The sequence below is a fragment of the Limnohabitans sp. DM1 genome, assembly GCF_001269385.1.
Classification (GTDB): Bacteria; Pseudomonadota; Gammaproteobacteria; order Burkholderiales; family Burkholderiaceae_C; genus Limnohabitans_A.
The window spans coordinates 16,818-31,459 of record NZ_CXOO01000038.1 but is presented as its reverse complement, the minus strand read 5'-3'; the positions used below and the strand labels follow the sequence as shown (position 1 = coordinate 31,459).

General features: G+C 61.7%; 15 protein-coding genes. 10 read left to right on the top strand and 5 right to left on the bottom strand.

Features of this window, described 5'->3' with window-relative positions:
* Window positions 1-31: 31 nt before the first annotated feature.
* Window positions 32-892, bottom strand: coding sequence for a SirB1 family protein (locus AMM33_RS15240; RefSeq protein WP_090142161.1), 861 nt, complete (start codon window positions 890-892; stop codon window positions 32-34).
* 18 nt (window positions 893-910) lie between these two features.
* Window positions 911-2,476: a murein biosynthesis integral membrane protein MurJ gene (murJ, locus tag AMM33_RS15235; protein WP_090142160.1), complete on the bottom strand. Its 1,566-nt coding sequence runs from the start codon at window positions 2,474-2,476 to the stop codon at window positions 911-913.
* A gap of 182 nt (window positions 2,477-2,658) precedes the next feature.
* On the opposite strand from murJ, the gene rpsT reads away from it, so the two are divergent.
* Entirely contained in the window at window positions 2,659-2,961 is a 303-nt protein-coding gene (gene rpsT / locus AMM33_RS15230; RefSeq protein WP_090142159.1) for a 30S ribosomal protein S20, read from the top strand.
* Window positions 2,962-3,067: 106 nt separating this feature from the next.
* Here the strand turns inward: rpsT and AMM33_RS15225 are convergent, their stop codons facing one another.
* Window positions 3,068-3,388, bottom strand: a complete 321-nt coding sequence (locus AMM33_RS15225) for a DUF3579 domain-containing protein (protein WP_090142158.1) — start codon at window positions 3,386-3,388, stop codon at window positions 3,068-3,070.
* Window positions 3,389-3,598: 210 nt separating this feature from the next.
* On the opposite strand from AMM33_RS15225, the gene AMM33_RS15220 reads away from it, so the two are divergent.
* The 9 genes from AMM33_RS15220 to AMM33_RS15180 all read left to right on the top strand — a co-directional run bounded on the left by AMM33_RS15220 (window position 3,599) and on the right by AMM33_RS15180 (window position 12,363).
* Window positions 3,599-4,801 (top strand): aspartate aminotransferase family protein, encoded by a 1,203-nt coding sequence (locus AMM33_RS15220; RefSeq protein ID WP_090142157.1) that lies wholly within the window; start codon window positions 3,599-3,601, stop codon window positions 4,799-4,801.
* A complete protein-coding gene (gene argF, locus AMM33_RS15215) occupies window positions 4,798-5,766 on the top strand; it encodes an ornithine carbamoyltransferase (RefSeq protein ID WP_090142156.1) in 969 nt (322 codons plus the stop codon). Before AMM33_RS15220 ends, argF begins: the two co-directional genes overlap by 4 nt.
* A gap of 15 nt (window positions 5,767-5,781) precedes the next feature.
* Window positions 5,782-6,195, top strand: a complete 414-nt coding sequence (locus AMM33_RS15210; RefSeq protein WP_090142155.1) for a VOC family protein — start codon at window positions 5,782-5,784, stop codon at window positions 6,193-6,195.
* A 3-nt stretch (window positions 6,196-6,198) separates the two neighbouring features.
* On the top strand, window positions 6,199-6,507 hold the full coding sequence (locus AMM33_RS15205) for a YkgJ family cysteine cluster protein (protein ID WP_090142154.1): 309 nt from the start codon (window positions 6,199-6,201) through the stop codon (window positions 6,505-6,507).
* Between the two features lie 68 nt (window positions 6,508-6,575).
* Window positions 6,576-7,202: an arylformamidase gene (kynB, locus tag AMM33_RS15200; RefSeq protein ID WP_090142203.1), complete on the top strand. Its 627-nt coding sequence runs from the start codon at window positions 6,576-6,578 to the stop codon at window positions 7,200-7,202.
* Between the two features lie 26 nt (window positions 7,203-7,228).
* Window positions 7,229-8,512, top strand: coding sequence for a kynureninase (kynU, locus tag AMM33_RS15195; protein WP_090142202.1), 1,284 nt, complete (start codon window positions 7,229-7,231; stop codon window positions 8,510-8,512).
* A gap of 10 nt (window positions 8,513-8,522) precedes the next feature.
* On the top strand, window positions 8,523-9,422 hold the full coding sequence (kynA, locus tag AMM33_RS15190; protein ID WP_090142153.1) for a tryptophan 2,3-dioxygenase: 900 nt from the start codon (window positions 8,523-8,525) through the stop codon (window positions 9,420-9,422).
* 203 nt (window positions 9,423-9,625) lie between these two features.
* Window positions 9,626-10,093 (top strand): (2Fe-2S)-binding protein, encoded by a 468-nt coding sequence (locus tag AMM33_RS15185; protein WP_090142152.1) that lies wholly within the window; start codon window positions 9,626-9,628, stop codon window positions 10,091-10,093.
* Window positions 10,090-12,363: a xanthine dehydrogenase family protein molybdopterin-binding subunit gene (locus AMM33_RS15180; RefSeq protein ID WP_090142151.1), complete on the top strand. Its 2,274-nt coding sequence runs from the start codon at window positions 10,090-10,092 to the stop codon at window positions 12,361-12,363. Before AMM33_RS15185 ends, AMM33_RS15180 begins: the two co-directional genes overlap by 4 nt.
* Before the next feature lie 18 nt (window positions 12,364-12,381).
* On the opposite strand, the gene AMM33_RS15175 is transcribed toward AMM33_RS15180, so the two are convergent.
* Window positions 12,382-13,611 carry a lytic murein transglycosylase gene (locus tag AMM33_RS15175; RefSeq protein ID WP_090142150.1) on the bottom strand — a complete coding sequence of 410 codons (1,230 nt, stop codon included), beginning with the start codon at window positions 13,609-13,611 and terminating at the stop codon, window positions 12,382-12,384.
* A gap of 120 nt (window positions 13,612-13,731) precedes the next feature.
* Window positions 13,732-14,514, bottom strand: coding sequence for an HNH endonuclease (locus AMM33_RS15170; protein WP_090142149.1), 783 nt, complete (start codon window positions 14,512-14,514; stop codon window positions 13,732-13,734).
* Between the last annotated feature and the right edge of the window lie 128 nt (window positions 14,515-14,642).

The window sequence follows — 14,642 nt, the reverse complement described above, 5'->3', positions numbered from 1 at the left end:
ACTCTGCCCCGTAACCCCCCCAAAAAAACGATCAACCGCCTGAGAGTTCGCTGATGCGGTGTCTCAGCGCAGCCTGGTCGGGCGCCAAAGGTTCGGCGTCCAGATAGGTCTGTAAATCCAGTCTGGCAGCCTGAGCGTCGCCCAATTCGGCATGCACCAGGCCCCGGTCGCGCCGCTCCGTCCAGGATTCAGGCAACAAAATCACCAGCCGGTTGAGCACCTGCAACATGCGCGGCCAGTCTTCCTGCGCCCGAAAAATCTCTTTCAGGTTGCGCAACATGCGGGCCAGCAAATCACGCGCCGGGCAGGCCTGCAAATAAAGGCCTAAAGGAGTTTCACCATCATCCAAGTCTGCCCCCGCAGCCCAATCCATGTCGTCGCGATAAGGTCCCAGGCGCTCGGCCAGGTTGTCAATGCCCAAAGATTCGCCGGTGAGCGGGTCCAGCACCACCAGCCCCCCCATGAGCGTGATCTTGACCAGGAAGTGACCCGGAAACGATATGCCCTGGGCGTTCAAATTCAAGCCTAGCGCCAGCTCCAGCCAGATCACCGCCAGCGAAATCGGGATGCCCCGGCGTGTGCGCAGCACCTCGTGCAAATAGCTGTTTTCGGGGGCGTAGTAATCATTGGCATTGGGGCCAAAGCTCAGGTCTTTGTAAAAAACCTGCGACAAAATGGCCAGCCGAGTCAGGTCATCGGCATCTTCGGGCAGTCGGGCCTTGACCCTTTTGAGCAGGCGTGCCACATCGTCCAGCACATGCTGCACATCCAGCTCTGGCTCCTCGTCTTGCCCCAGACTGGCTGCCGCCTCCAGGAGCGGAAAATGCGCATCGCTTTGCACCAAGCTGGCAAAGTAATCCAGCGGCGAAACGGGTTCAAAGATCATGTCCATACTTTGCCGGATACTCACTCAACGCTTAAGAAACGACTTCAAGCGCACACCTGAAGCCCATAAAACACCAAAGTACAAAATCGCGGACATGGCGAGCACAAGCACCATCCAGCCAATGCGCTGCCATGGCGCAGCACGCATCCCCACCCAATCCAGATGGTGCGCTGCGGCCCACAGCAGCCCCGCCAGCAAAGCGGTGGCCACCACCACCTGAAGCGCAAAACGCGCCCAGCCTGGCTGCGGTTTGTAACTGCCTCGGCGCAGCAAACCGACCAGCAACCACAGGGCGTTGACCAAGGCCCCCAGACCGATGGACAGGGCCAGTCCGGCATGCGCCAAATAGGGCACCAGCAGCACATTGAACAGCTGAGTGATCACCAGCACCACCACCGCGATCTTGACCGGCGTGCGGATGTCCTGGCTGGCGTAATACCCCGGAGCCAAAACCTTGATGGCCACCAGGCCCAAAAGCCCCACGCCGTAGCCGGTGAGCGACAAGGTGGTCTGCTGCACATCCCGGTCGGTGAAAGCGCCGTAGTGGTAGAGCACCGACACCAGCGGCTGCGAAAACACCAGCAAGGCCGCCGCACAAGGCAGCGCCAGCAACAAGACCAGACGCAACCCCCAGTCCAGCATGGCGGCATAGCGCTCGCTGTCGCCCGTGGCTTTGGCCGCCGCCAGCTGCGGCATCAACACCACCCCCAAGGCCACGCCCAAAATGGCCGTCGGAAACTCCATCAAACGGTCGGCATAGGTCAGCCAGCTGACGCTGCCCGGCGCTAAATGAGAGGCAATCTGGGTGTTGATGAGCAAGGAAATTTGCGCCACACCCACGCCCAGCAGCGCGGGCGCCATCAAGCGCAAGATATTGCGAGTGGCGGGGTTGGTCCAGGCCTTTTTGACGGCACTGGGCCGCACGCCCAAACGAGGCCACAAACCCAGTCGGGCCAAGGCTGGAATCTGCACCGCCAATTGCAAAAAGCCGCCCAACATCACGCCTACGGGCAAGGCGTAGATGGCCTCCACACCTTGTTTTTCCAGCCACGGGGACAACCACCACGCCGCCGCAATCACGCTCACATTCAGCAGCACGGGCGTGGCCGCAGGCACGGCAAAACGCTTCCAGGTGTTCAAAATGCCCGCAGACAAGGCCACCATGGACATGAATGCGATGTAAGGAAACATCCACCGGGTCATTTGCACCGCCGACTGGTAACCCCGCGCGTCTTGCTGCAAACCGCTGGCCAAGGCCCACACCAGCCAGGGTGAGGCCAAAACCCCCAGCACAGACAAGGCCAACACCGACCAGGCCAAAGCTGTGGCCACGTTGTCAATCACCTCTTTTGTGGCGTCATCACCGTGCTGAGCGCGGCTGGCAGCCAAGACCGGCACAAAAGCCTGACTGAAGGCCCCTTCTGCAAACAAGCGGCGAAACAAATTGGGAATGCGAAAAGCCACATTGAACGCATCGGTCAAGGCGCTGGCGCCAAACGCCGAAGCAATCAACAACTCACGCACCAGACCTGTGACCCGCGAGGCCAGGGTAAAGAGGGAAACGACGGAAGCAGAACGGAGCAAACTCATGGTGGCGAGAGTGTAGCGACCCCTACTGAGCACTTCATGCAAACAGGCAAGCTTTTGTGCAGCCAACTTTCCTGCAAGCGTCACACATCAGTGCGCTCTGTACGGGGCACGCAATGGCCCCGGGCTCTGCTAGAATGCCGGGTTCGCCGACAACATCCTCAGACCTCCAAAGGAAAAATATCATGGCATCAGCCAAGCCCAAGAAAAAGAACCCCCGTCTTGCATCCGGCCGTAAACGCGTCCGCCAAGACATCAAGATCAACGCCGCGAATTCCTCGCTGCGTTCCAAATACCGTACCGCTGTCAAGAACGTTGAAAAAGCTGTTCTGGCTGGCGACAAGACCAAAGCCACTGAATTATTTGCCAAGATGCAAGCTGTGGTGGACACGATTGCCGACAAGGGCATCTTCCACAAAAACAAGGCAGCTCGCGATAAGAGCCGCCTGAGCGCCAAAGTCAAGGGCCTGGCCCTGGCTGCAGCCTGATCCGCTTTTAAAGATCAACAGCCCGGCCAGAATCTTCTGGCCGCCGTTTGAAACGGGTGCGCTGTCAGCGAAACAAAAACCGCCTTCGGGCGGTTTTTTTTATGGTTTATTTGAATGGGGGTGGGTCCGGCAACAGACAGGCCTCGGCCAACTGCAAGCCGTTGTCCCGGGCAAAGTTCATCACAAAGTCCCAAGCCATGACGTCATAATCGCGCAAATCGCGGTGCACGACCACACACTTGATGCCTCCCAAGGTGGTGGGAATGCACCAAGGCGAATAACTCAAGTGACTGCCTGGTGTTGCGCCGCCGGGGCGAAAGGGGCTCATGACGCCTGCCAAACGCTCGGCCCAATCGCTGGGACGAAAGGCCTTGCCGTCCTCGGTGAGACCTTGGATAAAGACTTCTTTGGCAGAGTTGGAAACCATCGGATAGAGGTGTGAATCAGTGGGATCCAGAGTCCGGGATCACCGTCCTCTGGTTTACCCGAATATTCTATCTTATATAAGACTTGAAACCCTTTTGTCACCCTGGCAAGACAAGCGATCATTGCGACAATGAAGCGGGTATTTCTGCCTCTAAAATCTGCTTTCAGCGGCCCTCATCGTTGGGCCGATTTTTATTTCAGGAGTTCTCGCATGTCCGCTTTCATTGAAGCCGCCTCACCGCACACCATGAACACCTATGGCCGACTGCCGATCGCACTCAGCCATGGTCAGGGTTGCCGAGTTTGGGACGTCAATGGCAAGCCGTACCTGGATGCGCTGGCCGGTATTGCGGTGAACACCTTGGGCCACAACCACCCTGATCTGGTGCCCGCGCTGCAAGACCAGCTGGCCAAGATGATCCACAGCTGCAATTACTTCCATGTGCCCAATGCGGAAGTGCTGGCGGCCAAGCTGGTCGAGCTGTCGGGCATGACCAATGTGTTTTTCTGCTGCACGGGCCTGGAAGCCAACGAAGCGGCCATCAAGCTGGCACGCAAATACGGCCACGACAAGGGCATCGACAAACCCGAGATCGTGGTGTACGAAAAAGCCTTCCATGGCCGCAGCATCGCCACCCTGAGCGCCACCGCCAACGAGAAGCTGAAAAAAGGCTTTGGGCCCATGCTCGAAGGCTTTGTGCGTGTGCCGGTCAACGACATCGAAGCCCTGAAAAAAGCCACCGAAGGCAACCCCAATGTGGTGGCGGTGTTCATGGAAACCATCCAGGGCGAAGGCGGCATCAACCCGATGCGCATCGAATACCTGCAGCAAGTGCGCGCCCTGTGCGACCAAAAAGACTGGCTGATGATGATCGACGAGGTGCAGTGCGGCATGGGCCGCACCGGCAAATGGTTTGCCCACCAGTGGGCGGGCATCGTGCCCGACGTGATGCCGCTGGCCAAGGGCCTGGGCTCGGGCGTGCCGATTGGCGCGGTGGTGGCCGGCCCCAAGGCCGCCCACATCTTCCAGCCTGGCAACCACGGCACCACTTTTGGCGGCAACCCACTGGCCATGCGGGCCGGGGTGGAGACCATCCGCATCATGGAAAAAGACGGCCTGATGGCCAACGCCGCCAAAGTCGGTGCACATCTGCGCGGTGCGCTGGACAAGGCTCTGGCGGGTGTGCAAGGCGTGAAAGAAGTGCGCGGCCAGGGCCTGATGCTGGGCATCGAGCTGGACCGCCCTTGCGGCGCCATTTGGACACGGGCTGCCGAAGCCGGTCTGCTGCTGAGCGTGACCGCCGACAGCGTGATCCGCCTGGTCCCGCCGCTGATCATGACCGAGGCCGAAGCCGACGAAGTGGTCGCCATTTTGGTGCCCCTGATCACCACCTTTTTGGCAGAAACGCCATGAGCCAGTCCCCACACGTGCCCGTGCGGCACTACCTGCAGTTCACCGACCTCACGGCGGACGAGTACGCGCATGTGTTTGCACGCGCCGCAGAGATCAAGCGCAAGTTCAAGGCCTACGAAAAATACCATCCGCTGGCCGACCGCACGCTGGCCATGATCTTTGAAAAAGCCAGCACCCGCACCCGCGTGAGCTTTGAGGCGGGCATGTACCAACTGGGCGGCTCGGTGGTGCACCTGACCACGGGCGACAGCCAACTGGGGCGCTCCGAGCCCATCGAAGACAGCGCCCGCGTGATCAGCCGCATGACCGACATCGTCATGATCCGCACCTATGGCCAAGACAAGATCGAGCGCTTTGCCTCGCACTCGCGCGTGCCCGTCATCAACGGCCTGACCAACGAGTTCCACCCCTGCCAAATTCTGGCCGACCTCTTCACCCTGCTGGAGCACCGGGGCCTAGACGCCCAAGGCCAACCGGACCCGTCTTACCTGAAGGGCAAAGTGGTGGCTTGGGTGGGCGACGGCAACAACATGGCCAACACCTGGCTGCAAGCGGCCGAATTGCTGGGTTTCAAGGTGCACCTGAGCACGCCCAGCGGCTACGAGGTGGACCAGGCCGTGGCCGGTTTGCGCAGCGCCGACAGCTACAAAATCTTCAAAGACCCCGAAGACGCCTGCCGAGGCGCTGACCTGGTCACCACCGACGTGTGGACCAGCATGGGCTTTGAGGCAGAAAACGAAGCCCGCAAGAAAGCCTTTGCCGACTGGTGCGTGGACGAAGCCATGATGCGAGTGGCCAAGCCCGACGCCCTGTTCATGCACTGCCTGCCTGCACACCGGGGCGAAGAAGTCAGCGCCGAAGTCATCGACGGCCCACAATCGGTGGTCTGGGACGAAGCCGAAAACCGTATGCATGTGCAAAAGGCACTGATGGAGTTTTTGCTCTTGGGCCGAGTGAACCACTAAGCATCAAGGAGAAATATGCTTGATCACATGACGTTTCGAGTGCGTGACATTCAGCGCTGCAAAGCGTTTTACGAACCTGTGCTCAAACAACTGGGCTATCGACTTGCATTCGAGGGATTCCATGGCAGCAACATTTTGGGTTTTGGCTACCCTGACATACATCAGCCCAGCGGTGAAAAAATAGACACTTGGTTTGTCGACGGCCCATCGCCTTACGGAGGCGTTGATGCAACAGCTGGCTGCCATTTGTGCTGGCAAGCGCCGAATCGGGCTGCAGTGGATGCTTTCTATTCCGCTGCCATACAGTCCGGTGCAACTGACAATGGCGGCCCGGGGTTGCGGCCACATTACCACCCGAACTATTACGGTGCTTTTGTGATTGACCTTGAAGGCAACAACATAGAAGCGGTTTGCCATACGTCTGAGTAAGTCATGTCCAACTGCACAACCTGCGGCGCCTGCTGCGTGAGCTTCCGGGTGGACTTTTCCGTGTACGAATACGAAGAAGGCGGCGGTGATGTGCCTGCGGGTTTGGCCTCGCCGATCACCGAGCACACCTGCCGCATGCGCGGCACCGACCACAGCCCGCCGCGCTGCGCCGCGCTTTATGGCAAAACGGGCGAAAAAGCCATTTGCGGCATTTACGAATGGCGACCTTCGCCCTGCCGGGAGTTTGAAGAAGGCAGCCCCGCTTGCGAGCAAGCGCGTCGCCGCCATGGCCTGCCTGCGCTGAACGTCTGAAGTCTTTTTCACGGGTGTTGGAAATAACCGACACCACGGTTTTTTGGGCAGTGCTACCTTCGCACACCATGAAAAAACTTTGGGACATTTCCCCACCCGTCGATGCGCAAAGCCCGGTCTTTCCGGGCGACACACCTTACACCCAGCAATGGGCCGCCACGCTGTCTGACGACTGCCCTGTGAACGTGAGCGCCATCACTTTGTCGCCGCATGTGGGCGCGCATGCCGATGCCCCACTGCATTACGACCCGCAAGGCGCGGCGGTGGGCGCTTTGGACCTGCAGCCCTTTCTGGGCCGCTGCCGCGTCATCCACGCCATCGATGCTGGCCCTTTGATCACCATCGCCCACTTGCAACACGCCCTGAGCGATGTGCCCGAGCGGCTGCTGGTGCGCACCTACCGTCAGTTTCCACTGGCGCAGTTCGACACCCAGCTCACCGGTTTTGACCCAGCCACCGTGCAGCACTTGGCCGACCTGGGCGTGCTGCTGATCGGCACCGACAGCGCCAGCATCGACCCAGCCGACAACAAAGCGCTGCCCAGCCACCAGGTGATCCGCCAGCGCGGCCTGCGCGTGCTGGAAAACCTGCTGCTCGATGAGGTGCCCGAAGGCGATTACGAACTGATCGCCCTGCCCCTGAAACTCATCAGCGCCGACGCCAGCCCCGTGCGGGCGGTCTTGCGCGAACTTTGAACCACTAGCTGAAAGACACCCCAATGATGAACCTCACCCCCACCTTGCAAGACTGCGAACTGCTGGACGCGCAAGACCCGCTGCGCGCCCTGCGCAACCAGTTCGATTTGCCCCCCGGCGTGATTTACCTGGATGGCAACTCGCTGGGCGTGTTGCCCAAAACCGTCCCTGCCCGCGTGGCCCATGCCGTCACGCACGAATGGGGCACCGACCTGATCAAAAGCTGGAACAGCGCAGGCTGGTTCACCCTGCCCCAACGCGTGGGCGACAAGATTGCCCGTGTCATCGGTGCCCAGCCTGGCGAAGTGATCGCGGCGGACAGCACCTCAATCAACCTGTTCAAAGTGCTGGCCGCAGCGCTGCACATCGCCAAAGCCGACCACACGCACAAAACCAAAATCGTCAGCGAGCGCAGCAACTTTCCGACTGACCTGTACATCGCAGAAGCCTTGTGCAAAGAACGCGGCTACACCCTGCAACTGGTCGAAGCCGACGAGATCGCGGCTGCGCTGCAAGCCGATGTGGCGGTGCTCATGCTCACCCATGTGAACTACCGCACCGGGGCCATGCACGACATGCAGGCCGTCACCGCGCAGGCCCACGCCCAAGGCATCCTCACCGTGTGGGACCTGGCGCACAGCGCAGGTGCCGTGCCGGTCGACCTGAACGGCTCAGGGGCCGACTTTGCCGTGGGCTGCGGCTACAAATACCTCAATGGCGGCCCCGGCGCGCCCGCTTTTGTGTGGGTGCGCCCAGAGCACACCGACCGGTTTTGGCAACCCCTGGCAGGCTGGTGGGGCCATGCAGCGCCCTTTGCCTTCACGCCGGATTACCAACCTGCCGCAGGCATCACCCGCTACCAATGCGGCACCCAACCCATCTTGAGCCTCACAGCACTCGACTGCGGCCTGGACGCCTTTTTGGCCGCCGAGGCGCTGGGCGGCATGACCGCGTTGCGCCAAAAGTCGTTGGCCCTCACGGGCCTGTTCATGCAACTGGTGCGCACGCGATTGCACGGCCACGGTTTTGGCATCGCCACCCCGGCCGAAGAAGCCCTGCGCGGCTCGCAAGTGAGCCTGACCCGGGCCGAAGGCGCCTACGCCATCGTGCAAGCCCTGATCGCGCGCGGCGTGATCGGTGACTTCAGGGCGGGCGATGGCGGCGTAAATGCCGACATCTTGCGCTTTGGTTTCACGCCGCTGTATGTGGGCTATGCCGACGTGTGGCAGGCCGCAGAACACCTGTGCCAGGTCATGCAAACTGGCGAATGGCAAGACGCCCGCTTTGCACAAAAGAACGCCGTGACATGAAAGGCCTGTCATGAGTTCCTGCCCTTTCTCCTCAGCCTCCACCACAGCCAGCGCCAGCGCCGCAGCAGGCGATGCCACAGGCGAGCGCATCGTGCACGATGAAAAAGCGCAGCTCGACTTTGACGGCCGCATGAGCTACGGCGACTACCTGCAACTCGACGCCATCCTCAACGCGCAAAAACCGCTCTCGCCCGACCACAACGAGATGCTGTTCATCGTGCAACACCAGACCAGCGAGCTTTGGATGAAGCTGATGCTGCACGAGCTGCAGGCCGCCATGGCGGGCATCGCGCAAGACCAGTTGCCCGACGCCTTCAAAAAACTTGCTCGCGTCAGCCGCATCATGGAGCAACTGGTGCACGCCTGGGACGTGCTGGCCACCATGACGCCGCCCGAGTACAGCGCCATTCGCCCTTATTTGGCGCAGTCGAGCGGCTTTCAGAGCTGGCAATACCGCTGCATCGAGTTTGCGATGGGCAACAAAAATGCGGCCATGCTGCAGCCCCACGCGCACCGCCCTGACCTGTCGGCCACCGTGCAGGCCGCCTACGAAGCGCCCTCGCTGTACGACGAATGCTTGCGCCTTTTGAAGCGCCGTGGCCTGGATGTGCCGGGCACCCACACCGAGCGCGACTGGCGTCAGCCCTACCCAGCCAGCGAGGCGGTCGAAAACGCCTGGCTGGTGGTCTACCGCAACCCGCAGCAGCACTGGGATCTGTACCAACTGGGCGAAGAGCTGACCGATCTGGAAGACGCTTTTCGTTTGTGGCGCTTTCGGCATGTGACCACGGTGGAGCGCGTGATTGGCTTCAAGCGCGGCACGGGCGGTACCGGCGGTGTGAGCTACTTGCGCAAGATGCTGGACACCGTGCTCTTCCCGGAAATCTGGACGCTGCGAACGCAGCTGTGACGGCGAAAGTGCCATCTAGTTGATCGCGCTCTGAGAGCGCTCCTACACAACCAACCCTCTGTAGGAGCGGTCTGTGACCGCGAAGGGGCGGTTGGATGGCTCGCGCTCAGCGATTTCGCTCACAAAGTCAAAGCCCATCTGCATCGCGCGCGCATGCCCAAGACCGTTAACATCATGCCTCGTCAACATCCCCAAAGAACACCGTGCAACTGAACATCAACGGCCAAAGCCGCACCGCCACCGCTGACCCCAGCACGCCCCTGCTGTGGGTGCTGCGCGATGAACTGAATCTCACGGGCACCAAATTCGGCTGCGGCATCGCCGCTTGTGGGGCCTGCACCGTGCATGTGGACGGCCAGCCCGTGCGCTCTTGCGTGACGCCCGCGTCTGCGGTGGCGAACCAACCAATCAAAACCATCGAATCCTTGGGCACGGCAGAAAAGCCCCACCCCCTGCAAAGCGCGTGGATCGCCGAGCAGGTGCCGCAATGCGGTTACTGCCAAAGCGGCATGCTGATGGCTGCGGCCGCCTTGCTGGACAAAAACCCCCAGCCCAGCGATGCCGACATTGACGCGGCCATGACCAACCTGTGCCGCTGCGGCACTTACCAGCGTGTGCGGGCGGCCATCCACCGGGCTGCGGCTGAACTGAAGAAAGGCGGTGCCGCATGAAGCGCCGGACCTGGATTTTGAGCGCCTTGGGCGCAACCGGCGCACTGGTCGTTGGCTGGGGCGCGATGCCCGCCCGCTCGCGCCTCGGTTCACCCGAATTGATGCTACCCACACAAGGCGATGTGGCATTGAACGGCTGGATCAAAATCGCCGCCGATGGCGCGGTGGTGCTGGCGATGCCGCGCAGCGAAATGGGCCAAGGCGTGCACACCGCGCTGGCCATGCTGGTGGCCGAAGAGCTGGACGTGCCCCTCGCCCGCGTGCGCCTGGAACAAGCCGGTGCCGACAGCATTTACGGCAACGTGGCCATGCTGGTCGCCAGCCTCCCCTTTCACCCGCTGGACAGCGAAGGCGAAAAACCCACCAAGATCAAACTGGCCGAGTGGATGGTCGGCAAGATCGCCCGGGAGCTGGGCATCAACGCCACAGGCGGATCGTCTTCGGTGGCCGACCTGTGGGAGCCGCTGCGCATGGCCGCCGCCACCGCACGCGCCAGCCTGGTGCAAGCCGCTGCCGCCGCCTGGAAAGTGCCCGCCAGCGAGATCACCGTGCGCGATGGCGTGATGCAACACGCCTCGGGCCAAAAGGCGCATTACGGCCAAATGGGCGCAGCCGCTGCAGGCAGCACCCCGGCCAACATCACCCCCAAAGCCCGTCAGGACTGGAAGCTGATCGGCCAAAACGCCGCGCGCAGCGACATCCCAGCCAAAGTCACGGGCCAAGCGCAATTCGGTATGGACGTGCGCTTGCCCGGCCTGCTGTTTGCGGCCGTGCGCATGAACCCGGTGCTGGGTGGCGCATCCGCCACCATGGACACCCAGGCCGCACTGGCCTTGCCGGGCGTGAGCCAGGTGGTGGCGCTGGACGCTTGGGGCGGCGGCACAGGCGGTTTGGCCGTCGTGGCCAGCAACACCTGGCAGGCCCGCCAAGGCGCACAAGCCGTGAAGGTGCAGTGGCCCACAGCTGCAGCAGGTGCATCAGGTGCAGCAGACACCACCCGCATCCAGGCCGAGCTGCTCAAGGCCCTGAACACCGAAAGCGGCTTCACCTTCCACGAGCAAGGCCTGCCACTCAAAGCCGAACAAACGGCGGCCAGCCGCATCGACGCGCTGTACCAAGCGCCCTACTTGGCCCACGCCACCATGGAGCCGATGAACTGCACGGCACAAGTCAAAGACGGCAAAGTCGAAGTTTGGGTGCCCACGCAGGTGCCGCAAATGGCGCGCGCCATGGCCGCCAAGGTGGCGGGCGTCAAAGAGGACCAAGTCACTGTGCATGTGACCCTGCTGGGCGGCGGCTTTGGCCGCAGGCTGGAGGTCGACTTTGTCGGGCAAGCCGTGCAAGTGGCCATGGCCTGCAAGGGCGCGCCCGTGCAGCTGGTCTGGTCGCGCGAAGAAGACATGACGCACGACTTTTACCGCCCGATGCACCTGGCCAAATTCCAGGCGTCCATCGACGCGCAAGGTGAAGTCAGCAGCCTGCGCATCAAGTCCGCGGGCGACGCCATCACCCCGCGCTGGATGGCTCGGGCCGCGCCCCACCTGTCGGGGCCCATCGACATGCCCGACAAAACCACATCCGAGGGCCTGTTCGATCTGCCCTACGGCTTTTTAAACCAGCACATGAGCCATGTGGCCACCCAATCTGGCGTGCCTGTGGGCTTTTGGCGCTCGGTGGGCCATTCGCACAACGCATTTTTCTCGGAATGCTTCATTGACGAACTGGCCGTGGCCACAAAACAAGAACCACTGGCCTTTCGCCTGAAGCTGTTGAAAGACGCGCCGCGTTATGCGGCCGTGCTGCAGCTGGCTGCAAAACAAGCAGGCTGGGGAACGCCCCTGCCCACTGGCCGTGCGCGAGGCATTGCGCTGCACAAATCCTTCGGCTCCATCGTGGCGCAAGTGGCCGAGGTCTCAGTCACCGAAGGCCAGATCCGCGTACACCGCGTCGTGTGTGCCATCGACTGCGGCACCGTGGTCAACCCGGACACTGTGGCCCAGCAAATGCAAAGCAGCGTGGTCTATGCCTTGAGTGCCGCGCTGTTCGGCCAAATCGACATCGTGGGTGGCGTGGTGCAGCAAAGCAATTTTCCGAGCTACCCCATGGTCACACTCAGCCAGGCACCGGTAGTGGAAACCCACATCGTGCCCAGCACCCGCCACCCGGCGGGCGTGGGCGAACCCGCCGTGCCGCCGCTGGCACCGGCGGTGGGCAATGCGCTGTTTGCTTTGACGGGCAAACGGCAGCGGGCTTTGCCGCTGAAGGTGTGAACTCAGCCCTCGGGCGAATCACCCGCCGCGCAAAGCCTTGAGGATTTTCTGGCCGCCTCGGCCATTGGCCTCTAGCCCCAAGCGCTTTTGTTCGGCGCGGATCGCCTCTCGCGATTTGTCGCCCAACATGCCATCCACAGGGCCGATGTCGTGGCCGCGCATCACCAGCAGGCCTTGCAACTCGCGCCGCTCGGCGCGGGACAGGCCCGCGTCATCGGTGGGCCAGGGCGTAGCGAAGGGGCCAGCGCCGCGCAGGCGATCGCTCAGGTGGGCAATGGCCAGGCCGTAGCTTTCGGCCGCGTTGTAACTGTAGAGCGCGTCAAAGTTGCGCGTGACCAAAAAGGCAGGGCCATCGGCTCCGGCCAGCGTCAGCAAACCGACCGAGCCCAAATTGGCGGGCAAGGCCGAGCCGTCCACCCGACGCACGCCGCGTGCTGCCCAATCGGCCACCGGGCGTTTGCTGCGGCGGCCCTCGCCTGCCAAAGAGATGCCAGCGGGCAGCTTGACTTCAATGCCCCAAGGCAAGCCACTTTGCCAACCCGCGCGGGCCAAAAAGTTGGCGGTCGAACCCAGCGCGTCCACGCTGCTGTCCATCAGGTCGGCGCGGCCGTCGCCATCAAAGTCCACCGCCAGGCGCTCGAAAGTGCTGGGCATGAACTGGGTGTGGCCAAAGGCCCCCGCCCACGAGCCCACAAAACGCTCAGGCGCAATGTGCCCGGCCTGCAAAATACGCAGCGCCGAGAAAAACTCACCCCGAAAATAACTTTGCCGCCGCCCGTGACACGACAGCGTGCCCAGCGCCTGCACCAGCGGGTATTTGCCAAAGGTCTGACCAAAATTGCTCTCCACGCCCCAGACCGCGACCACTGTGGCCGCATCCACGCCAAACCGTTGCTCGGCTCTCTCGAGCGCCTGTCGGTGTTCAGTCAGACGGGCCTTGCCATCGGCCACGCGCTCCTCGTCCACCAGGGCCGACATGTAGTCCCAAATGGCCGTGCGAAATTCGGGCTGGAAATTCAGCTTTTCAATGACGCTGAAGTCGGCCTGCAGCCCCTCGGTGTGGCGCGTCCAGGTGGCGTCGCTCACTTTGCCGCTGCGCGCTGCCGGGCGCAACTCGGCCATGCAGGCCGACAAATCGGTGCTTTGCGCCCAAGCTGCTTGGGCAAGCCCCAAAGAGGCGAACACCGCACTCATGCAGGCGGTGCGCACCCAAGCTGAGATGCATGGGGTGGATGGACGTGGTGTCATAAAAAAAGTCCCTGAAAATTTGAATGTGCCTGAGTACATCTCAACGCGCGCCAGCGAATGTACAGCGTGCAGCAGCTACAAGGCCAAAGGCCTGGGCATTGGGGGGAAAGGGTAGGAGTTTCAGGCCATCCAAGCATTCACGGTTTGGAACTGGTCGCGGTGATAAAGCAAATATTGGGCATGCCCAGGCGCAAGCCAACGCAGCTTGAGCCCATTTGACAGGCTTAGCAAATGTCTATCGGCCAGGGACACAGAACTGCCTATCAGCAACTCACCCGCATCACTGAACGAGATCAAGAACTTGTCAAACAGCGCATCCAAGTTGGCGCTGAGCAAAAAGCCGTTGAACACATCCAAGCGCTCGGCGTCTGTGCTGCAGTCGGCCCACGGCTTGGCGTGGCTGGCACGCAAGGCCGGAGCCAAGGTCAGACCCGTAACGGCGCAAGCGCCACCCCAATAGTCGAGCATGGCCTGGCGGTAACGGTCTTGGCCCACACGCTGGCGCACCATGCGCTGCACCTCGGTGCTCAGGCTTTCGGCTGCAGGCAGCTCGGCCAATGCCTGCTGCACCTGCGCATCAAAATCTACCGCCGCCTGATTGGGCAGGGACTGGGCCAGCAAAGCTGCCCGGTGCAGCCACTGGGCCAATTGCGCATCGGTGGCGGCCACGTAGGCATCGCCCGCACGGGGCCAGTCGGCAAAGCTGCGGGCCAGCTCGGACGGCAAAGTGGCCGGGCCTTGCACAAGGGCCATGGCATAGCCCTGCTGAGCCCAAGACACCTCGACTTTGGCAGGGTGTCGGGCCGAGCCCAAAATCACGGCAGTACCCGATGCAGACACGGTGTGTTCAAAACCGTGGTCGTGACCTGCTTTTTCGATGAGAGCGCGCTTGAGAGGTGTCATATGTCCGGAAAAAACCCCCGTTTATTTTGATCCGCAAGGACCTGGACAACGTGGTATTTTGAAAATAACTATAAAAATCAATGACTTATCGAAATTTAATGATCCGCAAATGATCCGCAAATCATCCG

Coding starts and splice junctions, on each gene's coding strand:
- kynU (WP_090142202.1), top strand. CDS start 7,229: ATGAACCTCACCCCCACCTTGCAAGACTGCGAACTGCTGGACGCGCAA.
- AMM33_RS15170 (WP_090142149.1), bottom strand. CDS start 14,514: ATGACACCTCTCAAGCGCGCTCTCATCGAAAAAGCAGGTCACGACCAC.
- AMM33_RS15240 (WP_090142161.1), bottom strand. CDS start 892: ATGGACATGATCTTTGAACCCGTTTCGCCGCTGGATTACTTTGCCAGC.
- AMM33_RS15175 (WP_090142150.1), bottom strand. CDS start 13,611: ATGACACCACGTCCATCCACCCCATGCATCTCAGCTTGGGTGCGCACC.
- AMM33_RS15225 (WP_090142158.1), bottom strand. CDS start 3,388: ATGGTTTCCAACTCTGCCAAAGAAGTCTTTATCCAAGGTCTCACCGAG.
- AMM33_RS15180 (WP_090142151.1), top strand. CDS start 10,090: ATGAAGCGCCGGACCTGGATTTTGAGCGCCTTGGGCGCAACCGGCGCA.
- AMM33_RS15220 (WP_090142157.1), top strand. CDS start 3,599: ATGTCCGCTTTCATTGAAGCCGCCTCACCGCACACCATGAACACCTAT.
- rpsT (WP_090142159.1), top strand. CDS start 2,659: ATGGCATCAGCCAAGCCCAAGAAAAAGAACCCCCGTCTTGCATCCGGC.
- kynB (WP_090142203.1), top strand. CDS start 6,576: ATGAAAAAACTTTGGGACATTTCCCCACCCGTCGATGCGCAAAGCCCG.
- kynA (WP_090142153.1), top strand. CDS start 8,523: ATGAGTTCCTGCCCTTTCTCCTCAGCCTCCACCACAGCCAGCGCCAGC.
- AMM33_RS15205 (WP_090142154.1), top strand. CDS start 6,199: ATGTCCAACTGCACAACCTGCGGCGCCTGCTGCGTGAGCTTCCGGGTG.
- AMM33_RS15210 (WP_090142155.1), top strand. CDS start 5,782: ATGCTTGATCACATGACGTTTCGAGTGCGTGACATTCAGCGCTGCAAA.
- argF (WP_090142156.1), top strand. CDS start 4,798: ATGAGCCAGTCCCCACACGTGCCCGTGCGGCACTACCTGCAGTTCACC.
- murJ (WP_090142160.1), bottom strand. CDS start 2,476: ATGAGTTTGCTCCGTTCTGCTTCCGTCGTTTCCCTCTTTACCCTGGCC.